Source organism: Zoogloea sp., from assembly GCF_044344315.1.
GTDB lineage: Bacteria > Pseudomonadota > Gammaproteobacteria > Burkholderiales > Rhodocyclaceae > Zoogloea.
The window spans coordinates 1-15,261 of sequence record NZ_JBIJDC010000114.1 but is presented as its reverse complement, the minus strand read 5'-3'; the positions used below and the strand labels follow the sequence as shown (position 1 = coordinate 15,261).

At 63.0% G+C, this 15,261-nt stretch carries 19 protein-coding genes; 11 read left to right on the top strand and 8 right to left on the bottom strand.

All coding sequences use genetic code 11. From position 1 onward, the window contains the following. From ACIQ09_RS18740 to ACIQ09_RS18710, 7 genes are all read left to right on the top strand, one after another. Nucleotides 1-592: YHS domain-containing protein (locus tag ACIQ09_RS18740; protein WP_398313347.1), on the top strand; the 592-nt coding region annotated here is incomplete at its 5' end. A gap of 179 nt (nt 593-771) precedes the next feature. After that, nucleotides 772-1,128: a phenol hydroxylase subunit P4 gene (locus ACIQ09_RS18735; protein WP_398313345.1), complete on the top strand. Its 357-nt coding sequence runs from the start codon at nt 772-774 to the stop codon at nt 1,126-1,128. A 10-nt stretch (nt 1,129-1,138) separates the two neighbouring features. Next, entirely contained in the window at nt 1,139-2,194 is a 1,056-nt protein-coding gene (locus ACIQ09_RS18730) for an NADH:ubiquinone reductase (Na(+)-transporting) subunit F (protein WP_398313343.1), read from the top strand. 162 nt (nt 2,195-2,356) lie between these two features. Beyond that, entirely contained in the window at nt 2,357-3,541 is a 1,185-nt protein-coding gene (locus tag ACIQ09_RS18725) for a hypothetical protein (RefSeq protein ID WP_398313341.1), read from the top strand. 149 nt (nt 3,542-3,690) lie between these two features. Beyond that, the gene (locus ACIQ09_RS18720; protein WP_398313339.1) at nt 3,691-4,080 is read left to right on the top strand and encodes a PRC-barrel domain-containing protein; all 390 of its coding nucleotides are present in this window, start codon (nt 3,691-3,693) and stop codon (nt 4,078-4,080) included. A gap of 102 nt (nt 4,081-4,182) precedes the next feature. Next, nucleotides 4,183-4,920 (top strand): alternative oxidase, encoded by a 738-nt coding sequence (locus ACIQ09_RS18715; protein WP_398313337.1) that lies wholly within the window; start codon nt 4,183-4,185, stop codon nt 4,918-4,920. 163 nt (nt 4,921-5,083) lie between these two features. Next, nucleotides 5,084-5,707 carry a chemotaxis protein CheB gene (locus ACIQ09_RS18710; protein WP_398313335.1) on the top strand — a complete coding sequence of 208 codons (624 nt, stop codon included), beginning with the start codon at nt 5,084-5,086 and terminating at the stop codon, nt 5,705-5,707. Between the two features lie 43 nt (nt 5,708-5,750). Here the strand turns inward: ACIQ09_RS18710 and ACIQ09_RS18705 are convergent, their stop codons facing one another. Beyond that, the gene (locus ACIQ09_RS18705) at nt 5,751-6,554 is read right to left on the bottom strand and encodes a catalase-related domain-containing protein (protein ID WP_398313353.1); all 804 of its coding nucleotides are present in this window, start codon (nt 6,552-6,554) and stop codon (nt 5,751-5,753) included. After that, entirely contained in the window at nt 6,440-6,811 is a 372-nt protein-coding gene (locus ACIQ09_RS18700) for a catalase (protein WP_398313351.1), read from the bottom strand. The genes ACIQ09_RS18705 and ACIQ09_RS18700 overlap by 115 nt, the downstream gene beginning before the upstream one ends. Between ACIQ09_RS18700 and ACIQ09_RS18695 the strand changes: the two genes are divergently transcribed. Continuing rightward, on the top strand, nt 6,722-6,916 hold the full coding sequence (locus ACIQ09_RS18695; protein WP_398313355.1) for a hypothetical protein: 195 nt from the start codon (nt 6,722-6,724) through the stop codon (nt 6,914-6,916). The two genes, ACIQ09_RS18700 and ACIQ09_RS18695, sit on opposite strands and share 90 nt — an antisense overlap. 152 nt (nt 6,917-7,068) lie before the next feature. On the opposite strand, the gene ACIQ09_RS18690 is transcribed toward ACIQ09_RS18695, so the two are convergent. The 4 genes from ACIQ09_RS18690 to ACIQ09_RS18675 are packed head-to-tail and all read right to left on the bottom strand — an operon-like array spanning nt 7,069 to nt 8,869. Continuing rightward, nucleotides 7,069-7,809: an alpha/beta fold hydrolase gene (locus ACIQ09_RS18690; RefSeq protein WP_398313333.1), complete on the bottom strand. Its 741-nt coding sequence runs from the start codon at nt 7,807-7,809 to the stop codon at nt 7,069-7,071. Next, a complete protein-coding gene (locus ACIQ09_RS18685) occupies nt 7,806-8,015 on the bottom strand; it encodes a hypothetical protein (protein WP_398313331.1) in 210 nt (69 codons plus the stop codon). Before ACIQ09_RS18685 ends, ACIQ09_RS18690 begins: the two co-directional genes overlap by 4 nt. 12 nt (nt 8,016-8,027) lie before the next feature. Further along, complete coding sequence (locus ACIQ09_RS18680) at nt 8,028-8,513, bottom strand: hemerythrin domain-containing protein (RefSeq protein WP_398313329.1); 486 nt, start codon at nt 8,511-8,513, stop codon at nt 8,028-8,030. 59 nt (nt 8,514-8,572) lie between these two features. Further along, on the bottom strand, nt 8,573-8,869 hold the full coding sequence (locus ACIQ09_RS18675; RefSeq protein ID WP_398313327.1) for a hypothetical protein: 297 nt from the start codon (nt 8,867-8,869) through the stop codon (nt 8,573-8,575). A gap of 479 nt (nt 8,870-9,348) precedes the next feature. Between ACIQ09_RS18675 and ACIQ09_RS18670 the strand changes: the two genes are divergently transcribed. The 3 genes from ACIQ09_RS18670 to ACIQ09_RS18660 are packed head-to-tail and all read left to right on the top strand — an operon-like array spanning nt 9,349 to nt 13,033. Then, on the top strand, nt 9,349-10,791 hold the full coding sequence (locus ACIQ09_RS18670; RefSeq protein ID WP_398313325.1) for a hypothetical protein: 1,443 nt from the start codon (nt 9,349-9,351) through the stop codon (nt 10,789-10,791). A 13-nt stretch (nt 10,792-10,804) separates the two neighbouring features. Further along, the gene (locus tag ACIQ09_RS18665; protein ID WP_398313323.1) at nt 10,805-12,337 is read left to right on the top strand and encodes a hypothetical protein; all 1,533 of its coding nucleotides are present in this window, start codon (nt 10,805-10,807) and stop codon (nt 12,335-12,337) included. Then, nucleotides 12,338-13,033, top strand: a complete 696-nt coding sequence (locus ACIQ09_RS18660) for a hypothetical protein (RefSeq protein ID WP_398313321.1) — start codon at nt 12,338-12,340, stop codon at nt 13,031-13,033. It abuts the gene before it with no gap. Nucleotides 13,034-13,378: 345 nt separating this feature from the next. Here ACIQ09_RS18660 and lpdA read toward each other — a convergent pair whose 3' ends face one another. Beyond that, complete coding sequence (gene lpdA, locus ACIQ09_RS18655; RefSeq protein ID WP_398313319.1) at nt 13,379-15,154, bottom strand: dihydrolipoyl dehydrogenase; 1,776 nt, start codon at nt 15,152-15,154, stop codon at nt 13,379-13,381. Between the two features lie 10 nt (nt 15,155-15,164). Next, nucleotides 15,165-15,245 (bottom strand): hypothetical protein, encoded by an 81-nt coding sequence (locus tag ACIQ09_RS18650; RefSeq protein ID WP_398313349.1) that lies wholly within the window; start codon nt 15,243-15,245, stop codon nt 15,165-15,167. Nucleotides 15,246-15,261 lie beyond the last annotated feature (16 nt).

Genomic DNA, 15,261 nt, shown 5'->3' with positions numbered 1-15,261 from the left:
GGATCTGGCCCGCTACGGCATCAAGCCGCCCCGGGGCTGGGACGACGCCGAAAAGGCCATCGACCACATGTCCCACCAGTTCATGCTGGGCCTGTATCAGTGGAGCTTCGGTACCGCCTTCCATAGCTGGATCCCGTCCGAAGACGACATGAACTGGCTGTCGGCCAAGTACCCCGACACCTTCGACAAGCACTACCGGCCGCGCTGGAAGCACATCAAGAAGCTCGCCGACGCCGGCGCGCAGTTCAAGAACTACGGCCTCGCCAAGCTGTGCCAGACCTGCCAGCTACCCTGCGTGTTCACCGAGCCCGACGACCCCACGCTGACCTGCCACCGGGAGACGGTCCACGAAGGCGAGACCTATCACTTCTGCTCCGACGGCTGCCAGCACATCTTCGAGAACGAGCCCGAGAAATACGTGCAGGCCTGGCTGCCCATGCCCCAGCTCTTCCAGGACCCGATCAACGGCGACCTGGGTGAGTGGATGAAGTGGGTCAGCCTGCTCGACGGCAAGGACAACGGCGACTACGCCGGCTCCGAAGACCAGAAGAACTTCGAAGCCTGGCGCGGCCTCGCCACCACCAACCAGTAATAACGGCGGGCGACTTGTAGGGGCGACTTGTAGGGGCGACTTCAGTCGCCCATCTCCACACAGGTCACCGACATGCCGTTGATCGACGTCCGCGGGCGACTGAAGTCGCCCCTACAGGTTGCTACAGGTTGCGTCTGCAAACCCGGCACGCCGCAATACAAGAAATCAGGAGACTCAAAATGGCTGTAGCTGCAATCAAGGAATACACCGCCGTCCCCCGTGACCTGGTGGCCAACTTCAATGGCAAACAAATCGTCTATGCCAGCTGGGATCGCCATCTGCTCTTCGCCGCGCCCTTCCTGCTGTGTGTGCCGCCCGAAACACCCTTCGGCGAGCTGGTCAATGGCCCGCTGAGCATGCTCGTGCAAGCGGATCCGGATGCCGCCGCCATCGACTGGCACAGCGTCGAGTGGCTCAAGGCCAACCAGCCCTGGGTGCCCGACTTCACAGCCAGCCTCGAGGCCAACGGCATCACCCACAAGACCCAGTTGCGCTTTCGCACGCCGGGGCTCAACAGCCTGTCGGCCGTCGCCTGAGGACAGGGCGATGAGCTATGCGCTGACCATTGAGCCCCTCGGCCAGACCATCGAGATCGAAGAGGGGCAGACCATCCTCGACGCGGCCCTGCGCGCCGGCATCTATCTGCCCCATGCCTGCTGTCATGGCCTGTGCGCCACCTGCAAGGTGCAGGTGACGGATGGCGAGGTGGAGCATGGCGAGGCCTCCAGCTTTGCCCTGATGGATTTCGAGCGGGACGAGCAGAAGTGTCTGGCCTGCTGTGCCACCGCCCAGAGCGATCTGGTCATCGAGGCCGAGATCGACGAGGACCCGGACGCCGAGAACCTGCCGGTGCGGGATTTTGACGGCGTGGTGACACGCATCGAAAGCCTCACCCCGAGCATCAAGGGGGTGTGGATCAAGCTTGATGCCGGCATGCGCTTCCAGGCCGGGCAGTACGTTAACCTGGTCCTGCCCGGTGACATCGGCAGCCGCGCCTTCTCCATCGCCAGTCCGCCCTCGGCCGACGGCGAGGTGGAACTCAACATCCGCATCGTGCCGGGCGGGCGGGGCACCACCCACGTCCATGAAAAGATGCAGGCCGGCGACCGGGTGCGCATCGCCGGCCCTTACGGGCGCTTCTTCGTCAAGAAGTCGGCGGATGTTCCGGTGGTGTTCATGGCCGGCGGCTCGGGGCTGTCCAGCCCGCGTTCGATGATCCTCGATCTGCTGGAGGCGGGCTTCGACAAGCCGGTGACCCTGATCTACGGCCAGCGCTCGCGGGACGAGCTGTACTACCACGACGCCTTCCTGGCCCTGGCGGAACAACACACCAACTTCCGCTACGTGCCGGCCTTGTCCCACGAACCGGCGGACTCGGACTGGCAGGGCTTCCGCGGCTTCGTCCACGAGGCGGCCAAAGCGGCCTTCGACAACGACTTCCGCGGCCACAAGGCCTACCTGTGCGGCCCTCCGCTGATGATCGAGGCCTGCATCACCACCCTGATGCAGGGCCGCCTGTTCGAGCGCGACATCTACACAGAGAAGTTCATCTCCGCCGCCGACGCCCAGCAGGTGCGCAGCCCGCTGTTCAAGGCGATCTGAGGCGCTTCGGCGCGACCCCGGCAGAAGCAGGGCGGCCATCGGGCCGCCTTGTTTTTGGTATCTTGGCGAGCAGAGCTGTCGGCTAGGAACTGAGCAAATGTCGCGAACACCCTGTTTCCAAACGCCATGAGGAAGGCCTGCCGGATTGCCGGTGTCACCCTCATGGTGCTTCCGTTACTGGCCGCCCACGCCGCAGCACCGACCGGGAATGACCCGGAGCGGGCCTTCTGGCGGGCGCCTGGCTGGCCGGCGCTGGAGCGCTACGCAGAGTCGCTCCGGCAGCGTCACCCCGATATTCCACCGGAAGGGCCCTGGCCTCGCGACGAAGGACTTGAGCGCATGAAGGCCCATCTTGCACTGGGGCTGAAGGGGCCCAGGCCTGCTCCGTATGCCGACTGGGCCCAGCTCAAGCGCAAGGCCGCACAGGATCTCGATCTGGATCGGGGCGGGAAGCAGGCACCGGGGCGGCAGGCCGGGGCAAGCCCGGAAATCTCGCAGCGCGCCTTGCATACGCAGGGTGTTGCGGACGAACTGCAGCGGGCGCTCGGCCTGTGGGGGCCGCTGCATGATGCGATCTCCGCTGAGGGGGGCACTGCCCGCGTGATCCGGCTGGTCCGGGCGCTGGAGTTTCCCGCGGTATCCCCGTCCCTGTTCCGCAGCGAGGCCGAGATTGCGCCGCCGGGCGCCACGGCCGAGCAGGTCAGCGGCCGCTTCGACATCGTCTTTCTGCAACGGGTCACCCCGCGCCCGGGGCCGGCTGCCAAGGAGGGCGCCGTCGCGGGTCTGTATGACATGCAGGCCCGAACCCAGCAGTTGGTGCGGGCGGTACCGCGCGTGAGCCTGTTCCGCGATGGCCGGCTGGGCGTGGACAAGAGCCATCTCCGCAGCACCGAAACCCTGTGGCGTGACGTCGATGAACCCATGTGCGCCGGCTGGGTTCCGGGCTTCAGCTTCGGTGAGGCCGATGCCGCCATCTGGCGTTTCTTCGATACCCAGTTCCCAGGCGGCGGGCGCCAGAACAGGCGTCTGAATCACGCCCCGGCCGGCAGCCTCTACGCGTTCCATACCACGGTCGATATGCCGCCAGGCCCGGCGGCGCGCAACGAAGTGCCGATGAAGCTGGATCGCAAGGACACCGGCTTTGTCCGGGGCGTGTATCTCCTCTACGACCTGGACCGTGACGGCACCCCGGATATTGCTGTCTGGGAAGGGCAGGGCAAGGGCCCCGGCCACCTGGGTGGCCCGTCGGTCACCGACGACCGTTGGTACCGCCTGGCACTGGTGAATATCCAGGGGGCATGGAAAGTGTTGGGGGCCGATTCGTTCAGTTACGGCTGCGGATGCTGATCCGCGTGGCCAGGTTTCTGTTTCAGGCGAGCTCCGTCCGCTATGGGCGCCAGCGCACCGATTCGCGGCAGCGGCCGGCCTAATCTCTCCTGACCAGTTGCCGGTCTGCATTTCGGCGCTGCCTTCTCAACCCGATTCAGGAGCACCAAATGAACGATACGATCAATGTCGATGCAATCAATGCCGGCCGCAGTGCCTCACGCGTCCTCAGCGCCAGTTCGCTCGCCAGTGACGATGTGTACAACCCGAAGGGCGAAAAGCTGGGCAGCATCAAGGAGCTCATGATGGACATCGACAGCGGCAAGGTCTGCTACGCCGTCCTGTCTTTCGGTGGTTTCCTCAGTGTCGGCGAAAAGCTCTTTGCCGTGCCATGGAGCGCGCTGACGGTCGATACTCAAAACAAGCGCCTGGTTATGGATACCGATGAAGATCGCTTGAAGAATGCGCCGGGGTTCGACACCAACAACTGGCCCAACATGGCTGATGCCACTTGGGAAAAGAGTGTCCATACCTATTACGGCACAACGTATTCAAGCTGACGGATTCGCCCGCCTGAATGACTGAGGCGTGGATGCCGGCATCGCATGCTTGGGTCGTGCCGATGCCGGCCTCCTGCTATCGATCGAATCGCGGGATACACCATGAACCACGTTACTGCGACAGACGAGACCCAGCGCTCCGCTGCCTTGGCCGCCAGTGAAGGGACGGAGAGGCCGGCTGCGCCACGCCCGCATCGTGAGCCGAGCGATCTGGCGGACCGCTTCGCGCTGGGCCTGACCCGGCTGCTGCGTTTCTTTGCTGACCGCTTCTTTGCACAGCGCTATGGCCACCGGGCGATCGTGCTGGAAACGGTGGCGGCGGTGCCGGGCATGGTGGGCGCAATGGTCACCCACCTGCAATGTCTGCGCAGGATGGTCGACGATGACGGCTGGATCCGCACGCTGATGGAGGAGGCGGAGAACGAGCGTATGCACCTCATGACCTTCATCGAAGTCGCCCGGCCCTCCGCGCTGGAGCGCCTCATGATTCTTCTTGCGCAATGGGCCTTCTATTTCGGCTTCTTCCTTCTCTACCTCATCTCGCGCCGCACGGCGCACCGCCTGGTGGGCTACTTTGAGGAGGAGGCGGTGCTCAGCTACACGCAGTACCTGGCGGAAATTGACGCCGGTCGAGCACCCAACCTTGCCGCTCCGGCCATCGCGAAACGTTACTGGAAGCTGCCGGACGATGCGACGCTGCGTGACGTGGTGCGCGTGGTCCGCGCAGACGAGGCCCATCACCGCGACATCAACCATGGATTGGCCACCCAGTTGTCCGGTCAGCCCGTCGATACAGCGCCGGTCGCGCCTTACCCCGATCATGCCGACACCACTCGGTGAGGAGAAATCAATGAACTGCCAGAATCACTAATGGCTGCCACGAGCTATCCCGGCATCGACAATTTCAAATGGGGAATGGCCGTATTGCAGATCTATTCATGGTTCTGGCTGAGTTCAGTCCGGGCTGGCGAATGACACCACCGAGCCCGGATAGGAAACTCAGGTGGATAAATTTCCAATTGTCTGCATCGGTGGTTCCGCTGGCGGACTTGATGCCTATATTCGCCTCCTGGAGAACCTTCCGTGCGACACGGGGGTGGCCATCGTCATTGTGAATCACATCACGATGATGCCGACCCAACTCCATCAAGTCTTGCCCCGCTTCACCACGATGCCCGTCGACCTGATCACGGAGAACCTGTTGATCAAGCCCAACCGTGTTTTCATCATTCCGGCCAATCGGGATCTGCACGTGGAAGGAGAGGGGTTTCATCTCGCGCCCATTTCAAAGCCCCGGGGCTGGCCTGATGTGATTACGGTCTTTCTGCGCTCCCTCGCCGAAAACTGGGACGGGAAGCTCATAGCGGTGATTGTCTCCGGCTTCGACGGCGACGGCGCCGACGCAATGTGCGAGATCAGGGAGATCGGCGGGATCACGCTCGCCCAGAAGCCGGCTACCGCGACGCAGCCTGACATGCCGAAAAGCGCGATTGCCAGCGGCTGTATCGATTTGATTCTGTCACCCGAAGAGATTGCCGCGGAGATTGTGCGAATTGCGCACGAAATAGCGCTAAACGACGCGTCCGGCGAGGGGCTCGCAGGTGCCGCGAACCTGGAGGCACGCTAAGCCCCCGCCCCGCTCGACATGCGCGCGGGGCGGGGGCTTGGGCTCAAATCTGCGGGGGGTCGATTTCCCGTGTCGGGTGACGATGCTGACCTGCTGCCGCAATGAAGGCTGCTGCACCATTCTCAAGTGCATCGACGCCCGCCAGCACGATGCCTGGATCGGGTCTGCCCGACGCCAGCGTGTTGGCGATCCCCGCCTTGTCGAGCAGGGCCTTCGACGCGCCGATGGCCAGGATGGTCTTGCCGTGACGATACTGGTTGTTCAGGAACTCCAGTGTCTGCCCGCATCCGGCCAGCAGGGTTACCCCGTCGCTGCCTTCAGGCATGACGAGAGCGTCGAACAGAACCGGCGATGAGTTCTCCAGCGTACCGCTTGCTTCCACCGACTCACCGTCGGCGGTCTGAACCGGCCCGAGTCGGGGCGCGATGATGCAGGCAAGCGCGCCGGCCGCGTTCAGCGCAGCCTGAAGCGCGACGACGGAGGCGCCATGCACGCCGTCGGCGACCAGAATCGCCACCTTGCGGCTGCGGATGCCGCCGTCGCCGGGCAACGCCGTCAGGGACAGCGAGGGCGACTGGGTCACTTCGGGGGGCGTGCATTCCGGCAGGGCCCTGGGCATGGCCTCGGGCACTTTCATGCCGAGCCCGGCGGCGATTCTTGCTGCCATGTCGGCGGACACGTTCACCAGCGAGGCCAGCATGCGTTCGCGGATGGCCGGTACGGTGAGCTTGCTCAGTTCAAAGCGGAAGCCGCCGATGAGGTGGGCCTTATCGACCTCGGTCTGGCTCTCATAGAACAGGGTGGCCTGGGTGTAATGGTCAGCAAACTTCTCGGCCTTGCCACGCAGCTTGTCGCCTTCGAGGGCTTGCGGGAAAGACACGAAACCCGCCGCCCCGGCCTGGAACGGGCAGCCGCCGCCGAGCGAGTTGGGCTCGTAGGCGACCCGGCCGCGAGGGTGAATTCCGTCAGCGGCTTGTAGGCCTCGAAGTAGCCGTGGGTGGCCGAACCCCGGGCATGCACGATGCGCTCCGGAATGCGTTCGTGGTCGAAGTGGGTGATCTTCTCGCGCAGGATGAAGTCTTCCAGCAGGGTCGGCCCGCGCAGACCGGCTTTCAGCGAATTCTGGTTGTCACCGACGGCGACGCCCTGATTGGTCGTCAGCACCTGGCCCGTGGCGTCGGTGCGCGCCCAGTCGAGCGAGGCGGCTGACACGAAGCCAGGTGCCGGGGTCGGCCGCGCTTCGGCGGCCGTCGGATTGGGGGCAGTCTTTTTCATGGTGTCATCCTGTGTGGTTGATCGTCGCCACGTGCACATGAAGCCTGTGGCCGGTATGGATGAGAATCACGCCACGCTGAGCTGGCTCAGGTCGTGCCGACGCCGGGCAGCCAAGGGCCAGGGTCCGGGCCCAGCCGATCAGCGACGATCTTCAATACCTCCTGGTTCCAGCCCATGCCCATATGGCTGCCGTCCACCTCGATGTCCTGAACGAGCCCGGAGCTGGTGTCGTGGCGGCAGGTTTCCCATGGGACCACTCCGTCGGTCCGGCTGTAGATGGACGTCGTGCGGATGGGAGGAGGTACGCGAAGGCGCTCAATCCAGCTCGGATCGACGCTTGCCGCTCCGCCGCCGAGGACGCTGGACAGCCAGGCAATGCTGCTGTCGTCTGCGCCGCCGTTGAACGGCGTGGCGATGGTGATTACCTGCCGCAGCCTGGGCGCAAGCAACTTGCCCAGCTCGCGGGCGTACAGGCCACCCAGGCTCCAGCCGATGAGGGTCGCCGGCTTTTCGTGTTTCGCGAGCTGGTTGGAGATCTGATCGGCAAGGGCTTCGAGCCAGGCATCAAGTTCGCCCCTGGGCCCGGTGTTGAAGCCCTGACCCCAATCCGAGGCCTCGTAGCCCAGTTCCTGGCAACGGGCTCGCAGGATGGACACCGACGTGCCATCCGCGCCGAGGCCCGGGAAGATGATCACGGGGTGGCCGTCACCGGCGGCCGCCTGTTGCGGCGCTGCGAATTGTTGAAAGGCGAGCTCCATGACGGCGCGAAACGGCTCCATCAGGGTCAGCGAAGGGTTTCGGGCAGCGACGGGGTAGCTGCTTTTCATGATTTTTTTGTTCTGGCCTTGCGCGAAGCCGGCGCTGTGCCGCGGATCAGTACCTTCAGGTTCTCGTTGGTGGCCTCGGTCACCGCGGTATTGATCTGGCGCTTGGCCTGGGCGGCCGCCTGGCCGCGCATCATCCCGGCGATCCGGTTGGCCTGGCTCAGCCACATGCTCATGAACGGGTTCTTTTTCAGCCACGGATTTGACATGTCGTGTTTCCTTCAACTGGGGGCGGAGAGAAGATCCGCCTTGCGCGCCGCCATCTGGGCGCCGAGTTCAACCAGGTCCAGTGAGGAGGCCTTTACCTTGGGGAACATCTCGTCATGCTCCTCCTCGACGTGGTGTTTGACGTATTCGGAGAGCACCTTGACCTTGGCGTCATACATCTCGCCTTCGGGTTCGGCCCCTTCGAGCTGTGCGATCAGGTCCTTGATGCCGGCGTGCTCGACGGTGGCTTCCGGCACCAGCAGCTTGTCCTTGAGTGCTGCCTTGACTGCCGGGTAGAAGATCTCTTCTTCAATCTGTATATGCACGCTCAATTCACTGCAGATCTCGGCGACAAGCGCCTTTTTCTTCTTGCTGGTGTTCGCCTTTTCGTACTCTGCAAACAAGTCGCTGACCGTTGCATGGTCTGCCTTCAGCAGGGCGATCGCGCCCTTGGTGGCGACGGTGGACTTGGCGGGGGCGGTCTTGGTCGTATTGCTCATGGCAATTCCTTTGTTATCTGGCGGGTTGGTGGTTTGCAATCAATGCACGAACAAGGCAATCAGAATGATCCATCCCGGACGAAAGCAACTGGGTGAGCGTCAGCCACACGATGGTGGGTACGCCAAAGCTCAGCGGCGCTGATGCCCTCCCGCGCCCACGGCGATACCGACGATAGGCCGAGCCCGACACCGAGGATCTGCAGGATCAGTGACAGGGAAGCGCCGGCGGCGGCGCCAGCGGCGATGGCACCCCACGAGACGGCGCTGGAGACGGAACGGGCGCTGTCGGATTGGCTGTGAGCGAGTTCGTATCCGCGCTCCCGTGGTGCAAGTGCTGCGGTGCTAGGAGTGGTCATTTCAGTCCTCGGATTGCAGTGCAGTTCGGGAAGCCACGCCTCAAGACGAGGGCAGAAACTGCACGCTACGCCTCCGGGGATGGGCAATCTGTGCGATGACCAACGTAGCGATCCTGACTTGCAACCCGGTTCGGACCGCAGGGTCGGGTCCATGCCTCGAGCGGCCGCCAGGAGAGGGGGCTGCGATGCCGATTGCCTTGTCTCGCGCCGCAGGGCGCAGCGCCTGGTGGGCTACGTCGAGGAGGAGGCTGTGCTCAGCTTGCCTTGCAGCAATGCGATGCAGCGAAAGCGCTGGCGTGAGCTCAACAGAAGGTCGTGTCCCCGTCGTCGTCGACAGGAGCGCCAAATGGCTACCAGTTATCTTGTTGGGATCTATAGTGCAGTAGGCTGGTGTCAGTTACACGGGATGGGGCGCCGGATCTGAAAGTTGCGGATTTCAGCGGCGTCCGGCTTCTATTGTGTGCTCGCGAGGGGTTTGTATGGCCAATCCAAGCAATGTCACGATCACCGGGGCTTCGGAGAAGCTGCGGACGGGTATGCCACCCCGACCGGCATATGCGCCTTTGGTTGATTTTATTGAGTCCGTCCCTGCGGGGCGGTGGTCAATGGCCAATCTCAATCCGTACTTCTCTGCATGGTCGCCCGTTGATTTTCGGGTGACCTATCCTGGCCTGGGTGGTGATGGCCCCGGACAGACTACCGGTAATCTCAACTCCATTGTCCTGGCGTGGGCGGGCTATGTGTGGGATGACGATAACTGCCGGTTGTTCATTTTTGGCGGGGGGCATGCCAATACGTCAGCCACTGACTCGTATATTTGGGATGCCGCCACGCGAAAGTGGAGGCTGGCGTTCTACGCTCATGAAGTGTTCATGAAAGACCACGTTCCTGCCGACGGCTTCTCCGAGTCGGTTACCAAGTACGAGTGGGGAAATGATGCTCCCCCGAGCATGCACACGTATTCGGGATGGAATTGGCTGAAGAGGCAGCGCCGTGGGTGGGTGGGGTCTGGCGCCTGTCATCCGAGTGGACACCCGCCTAACGTCTTTGACAAGAACAACCCCAGCATCATGCATCGTGCGGCGTCTTATACAGTTGATCTCACCAAGGCGGGGACGGGTTGTGTGGGTACGGGGACGGGCACCAACGTCAAGCGGACGGGTACAAGCAGTGCAGGGGTGAACCTTATCGGCGCAAATGCGTGGGCGCTGCGCAACTGGTACAAGGACCATCCGAACAAGGTCACTGATTTCGACATTCTTGATAACGGCAGGTCGGCTTATGCGGTGGTCGAGAATGGGGAGGATGTGCTTTATTGCATTTCGGCCAACTACATCGTGCGTCGGGTGATTAACCCCACAGATTACAGGCTTGACCAGTTTTCGTGGGTTGGTGGGTGGAACAACGGTGGCAGCACTGATACGCCCATCATCGTCGATCCGACGCGGAATCTGTTGATCGTGTCGCCCATCCACGGGCACAAGTTTGGCTTTTACAACCTGGCTACGGCTAACCTTGGCAAGAACAATCCTTATGTGGATGTGCCGAACGCCTCAATCGTTGGCCCTGGTGCGGTGGAATTTCTGGCTGCCACCATTGCTGATGGCACCACCGTTGGCCTTCTTTTTGATGCGCTCAGGAAGTGTCTGGTGGTGTATCTGCGTAACTCCGGCCTGTATGAGATTCACATGCCGAGGGCCGCTCCCTTCAATGTGAATTGGTACGTCAGGAAGATTTACTCTGTTGGCTCGCAGCCCGAGTTCAATATGACCACCGCCGTTACGGGCGCGGCAATCTGCGGCAGATTCAAGCGGTCCGAGAAGCTGGATGCGTACATCTTTCTTTCAGACAACGAAATAGCACCTGCCATTGGCGATGTGTGGGTTTTCAAGCCGCACGGCTGGCGCAATCCACTGATCTAGCCCGGGGAATAAAATGGCACTCAATACCTCCCACCCGCTTTACCCCTACATTGAATCAATCGTGGGCGTTGATCCCGTCACCAAGCGATTGGTGGATCATAAGGGGAACACCATCTTCACGATGGGGGGCGGGTTTTCCGTTACGAACACCACGTCAAAGTACGGCTATCCGGTGCGCCTGAATACGCATCAAGGCAGTGCCAAAGCCACGCTGAGCAGCCCTGTCAGGCTGCGGAAGATGAACTCGACCATTTTTCTGGCTCTCGGAAATCCCTTTACCCCAGGCTTTACGTACTACCCGTCTGCATTGCTCGCGGATAACGCGTCGTCTTCCGGGCGCACTATCGGCCTGGACTCCGGTGGTGTTATTGGCATCTATCCCAATCAAAACGCCACCGGGCATGTCTGGGCCATGTCCGCGACCGATGTCCACCTCAAGGCAGCATTTACTGCGGCCTTCACGTTGGGAGGGGCTGATTCAACTGGGGTCATCGTCAAGAGCTACATTGATGGGGTGCTCGACCGCACAAACCCTCCTTACCCGGATTCCAGGGGAAATGGTGAGTGGGTCGAGTCCAAATTCATTTCCTATGGGACTTTCGGCCAGGTTCCTGGTGCAACACCGGGTGGCGGTGACTTTTACTGGATCATCACCTTCAACAAGCTGCTGAGTGACGCTGAGATCCTTGAACTGCACAACGGCACCGGCAGCTTGAATACCAGCAGCCTGTTGGCTGGCGGCGCGGGGCAGACGCCAACCGTCACGGGGGTCGTGATCACGGGCGGCAATGTCACCATGACGGGTTCCGAGAGTCGTATGTTTGTGGCGACCGTGCAGGGAACGAACAACCCGTCGCAGGCCGTCACCTGGGCGGCAAGCAGCGGGACAATCAACAGCTCGACCGGCGCATTCGTTGCCCCGTTTGCGAGCGCCAGCGTCCAGACAATCACGGTCACCGCGACCTCTGTTGAGGACAATACGAAGTCTGCCTCGATCACCGTTAGCGTGCCTGCTGGTGGGACGGTAACGCCCGTCAATGTGACCGGTATCAGCGTGACTCCGCGGCAGGCCGAAGTGCTGGGTGGTCAGCAGTTGCAGCTCATCGTGAACGTGGCAGGCACTGGCAACCCGTCGCAGGCGGTAACCTGGGTGGTCAGCGGTGGTTCGGTCAATGCGACGGGTGTGTGGACAGCCCCTGCCGCCACGGGCAGCGCCACCACCTACACGGTGACCGCCACCAGCCAGGCCAACCCCACCTATTCGGCTTCAGTTGTGCTGACCGTGCCTGCTGTCGCAGCGGCCGGGCAGTTCCTGACGGACCGGATGATCAACAACGCGGGCATGGCGCTGGGCAATGCCTCCATTGCCTGGACCTGGGTGCCGGGCCGACAGGTGGGCGGAATCGCTGGCGCCACCCTTGTGGAGGGCACGGGCAACACTGACGCGCTGGGGCAGTTGCTTGTGACGGGCCTGCCTGCAGGGGCTGGCATCCTGCTTGCCAAGTCCGGCTCGGCGGTCTTCTACCAGGAAGGGCTGGTGGCTTAAATGTTGCGCGACCTGAATGTAAGCACATCCGGTCGCCGTGTCTGCGGGACGCCGAAGCTTGGCGTCCGTGGCGCAGCCATCCCGAGCACCGGACAACATGGGCCGTCGATCATCTACCCGTCGCTGTCGCTGCCCGCCGACGCGAACAAGTTCTACCGCGCCAGGATTCTCACCTGGCCGGCCCAGGGGGTTTTGCGCGTCTATGAGGATGGCTCCCTGGACTACGACGGCACCGGGGTGTTCGAGCCTCAGACCTTCACCTTCCAGCTCTACGAGAACGGTGTAGCCATCGGTGGGGTGCTGACGGGCACCCTTGATACCGGCGGTACCTATGAGGTCTACGGGGTGAGCGTGACGCCTGCGACAATATCTGTTGCCGGCGCTGCGCAGACCACGCTGCAGGCTGCGGTGTGGGGGACCGAGGGTGTGTCGCAGGCGGTCACCTGGACGGCGAGCGCGGGCACGATCAACTCGTCCGGCCTGTTCACGGCACCTGCTGCCACGGGGTCAGTGCAGACCATTACGGTGACGGCGACATCGGTTGTTGATGGCTCTCGGGCTGGTTCGGCAACGGTCACTGTTCCGGCCATTGCCGTGGCTTACACGCAGTACCCGAATGTGGCGGATGTCCGTGCCGGGGTGCGATACGGCGCGTCTGGCGAGTTCGTGGGCACACTGGTTGTCGGCGGGGGATAAGAGCAAGCGGGAGATGTCCCTGAACGATCAAATCCAGAGCGTGATCGCGAACCGGGCCACGATTTGAATCTGGTTTCCTCGGTTTGACGTAATCCGACAGCCAGCGTCGAAGCCTCCGGAAAGCCCCTTTCGCTTCACCCATCTGGTGAGCCGGCCAGGGAACCCAAGCCCCTGTCGGATCTGGGTTTATCTCAGTTTCAGGGAGAACAACTGAGAAAAGTCGGTTGAAGCGGTTTCGGGTAAGCCCGGTACTGCGTCCCGAGTGCGGGATCTGTCGTCGTCCGTCCAAAAAAAAGCGGCCCGAAGGCCGCTTGAAACAACGCTACAACAGGGTTCTTTACGTGCTTACTTCTTGCGCGCCGGGGGCACGTCGGTGCAGCTGCCGTGAGCCACTTCGGCCGCCATGCCGACGGTTTCGCCGAGGGTCGGGTGGGGGTGGATGGTCTTGCCAATATCCACCGCATCCGCGCCCATCTCGATGGCCAGGCACACTTCTCCGATCATGTCGCCCGCCGACGGGCCGACGATGGTGCCGCCGATGACCCGGTGGGTTTCGGCGTCGAAGATCAGCTTGGTGAAGCCGTAGTCGGCGCCGTTGGCGATGGCGCGGCCGCTGGCAGCCCACGGGAACTTGGCGGTTTCCACCTTCTTGCCTTCGGCCTTGGCCTGGGCTTCGGTGTAGCCGACCCATGCCACTTCCGGATGGGTGTAGGCCACGCCCGGGATCACGGTGGCGTCAAAGGCGGCCTTGTGCCCGGCGGCGACTTCCGCGGCCACGTGGGCTTCATGCACCGCCTTGTGGGCCAGCATGGGCTGGCCGACCACGTCGCCGATGGCGAAGATGTTCGGCACGTTGGTGCGCATCTGGGCATCCACCGGGATGAAGCCCCGGTCGGTGACGATGACGCCCGCCTTCTCGGCGCCTATTTTCTTGCCGTTGGGGGCACGGCCCGCCGACTGCAGGATCATGTCGTACTTGACCGGCTCCGGCGAAACGCCTTCGCCCTCGAAGGTGACGTAGAGGCCGTCTTCCCGGGCATCCACGCCGACCGTCTTGGTCTTCAGCATGATCTTGTCGAAGCGGTGGGTGTTCTGCTTCTCCCACACCTTCACGGCGTCCCGGTCGGGGCCCTGCATCAGGCCGTCCATCATCTCCACCACATCGACGCGGGCGCCGAGGGAGGAATAGACGGTGGCCATTTCCAGGCCGATGATGCCGCCGCCGATGACCAGCAGCTTGCCGGGCACGAAGCGCAGTTCGAGTGCGCCGGTGGAATCGACAATGCGCGGATCACGGGGGATGAAGGGCAGATGCACCGCCGCCGAGCCGGCGGCAATGATGGCCTGCTTGAACTTCACGACCTTCTTCGCGCCGGTCTTGTCCTGGCTGGTGCCGGTGGTTTCTTCGACTTCGATGTGGTTCGGGTCGAGGAAGTGACCGTAGCCACGGATGATGTCCACCTTGCGGCCCTTGGCCATGCCGGACAGACCACCGGTAAGCTTGCCGACGACCTTTTCCTTGTGGGCGCGCAGTACGTCCACGTCCACGGTGGGCTTGGCGAAGCTGACGCCGGCAGCGCCCATGTGCTCCGCCTCATCCATCACCGCGGCCACGTGCAGCAGGGCCTTGGAGGGGATGCAGCCGACGTTCAGGCACACGCCGCCCAGGGTGGCGTAGCGCTCGATGATGGCGGTCTTGAGACCCAGGTCAGCAGCACGGAAGGCGGCGGAGTAGCCGCCGGGGCCGGCGCCGAGCACGACCATGTCGTACTCCACGTCGGCCGCGCCACCGTGGCTGGCGGCAGCCGGCGCCGCCACCGGCGCAGCGGCAGGGGCTGCAGCCGGGGCTGCCGCGGCGGCCGGAGCCGGGCTGGCGCCCGCGCCCTCGGTTTCCACCACGATCAGCACCTTGCCTTCGCCAACCCGGTCACCCAGGGCAACCTTCACTTCACGGATCACGCCGGTGGCCGACGAGGGCACATCCATGGTGGCCTTGTCGGATTCGAGCGTAGCAATCGCGTCTTCGGCCTTGATGCTGTCGCCAACCTTCACGAACAGCTCGATGACGGGCACGTCGGTGAAATCGCCGATGTCCGGAACCTTGACTTCTACGAGGCTCATGGCGATCTCCTTAGAGCATGACCCGACGGAAGTCGGCCAGCAGTTGGGCGAGGTACACGTTGAAGCGGGTCGCCAGGGCGCCGTCGATCACGCGGTGGTCGGCCGTG

Coding starts and splice junctions, on each gene's coding strand:
- ACIQ09_RS18735 (WP_398313345.1), top strand. CDS start 772: ATGGCTGTAGCTGCAATCAAGGAATACACCGCCGTCCCCCGTGACCTG.
- ACIQ09_RS18730 (WP_398313343.1), top strand. CDS start 1,139: ATGAGCTATGCGCTGACCATTGAGCCCCTCGGCCAGACCATCGAGATC.
- ACIQ09_RS18725 (WP_398313341.1), top strand. CDS start 2,357: ATGGTGCTTCCGTTACTGGCCGCCCACGCCGCAGCACCGACCGGGAAT.
- ACIQ09_RS18720 (WP_398313339.1), top strand. CDS start 3,691: ATGAACGATACGATCAATGTCGATGCAATCAATGCCGGCCGCAGTGCC.
- ACIQ09_RS18715 (WP_398313337.1), top strand. CDS start 4,183: ATGAACCACGTTACTGCGACAGACGAGACCCAGCGCTCCGCTGCCTTG.
- ACIQ09_RS18695 (WP_398313355.1), top strand. CDS start 6,722: ATGCACGATGCGCTCCGGAATGCGTTCGTGGTCGAAGTGGGTGATCTT.
- ACIQ09_RS18690 (WP_398313333.1), bottom strand. CDS start 7,809: ATGAAAAGCAGCTACCCCGTCGCTGCCCGAAACCCTTCGCTGACCCTG.
- ACIQ09_RS18685 (WP_398313331.1), bottom strand. CDS start 8,015: ATGTCAAATCCGTGGCTGAAAAAGAACCCGTTCATGAGCATGTGGCTG.
- ACIQ09_RS18680 (WP_398313329.1), bottom strand. CDS start 8,513: ATGAGCAATACGACCAAGACCGCCCCCGCCAAGTCCACCGTCGCCACC.
- ACIQ09_RS18675 (WP_398313327.1), bottom strand. CDS start 8,869: ATGACCACTCCTAGCACCGCAGCACTTGCACCACGGGAGCGCGGATAC.
- ACIQ09_RS18670 (WP_398313325.1), top strand. CDS start 9,349: ATGGCCAATCCAAGCAATGTCACGATCACCGGGGCTTCGGAGAAGCTG.
- ACIQ09_RS18665 (WP_398313323.1), top strand. CDS start 10,805: ATGGCACTCAATACCTCCCACCCGCTTTACCCCTACATTGAATCAATC.
- ACIQ09_RS18660 (WP_398313321.1), top strand. CDS start 12,338: ATGTTGCGCGACCTGAATGTAAGCACATCCGGTCGCCGTGTCTGCGGG.
- lpdA (WP_398313319.1), bottom strand. CDS start 15,154: ATGAGCCTCGTAGAAGTCAAGGTTCCGGACATCGGCGATTTCACCGAC.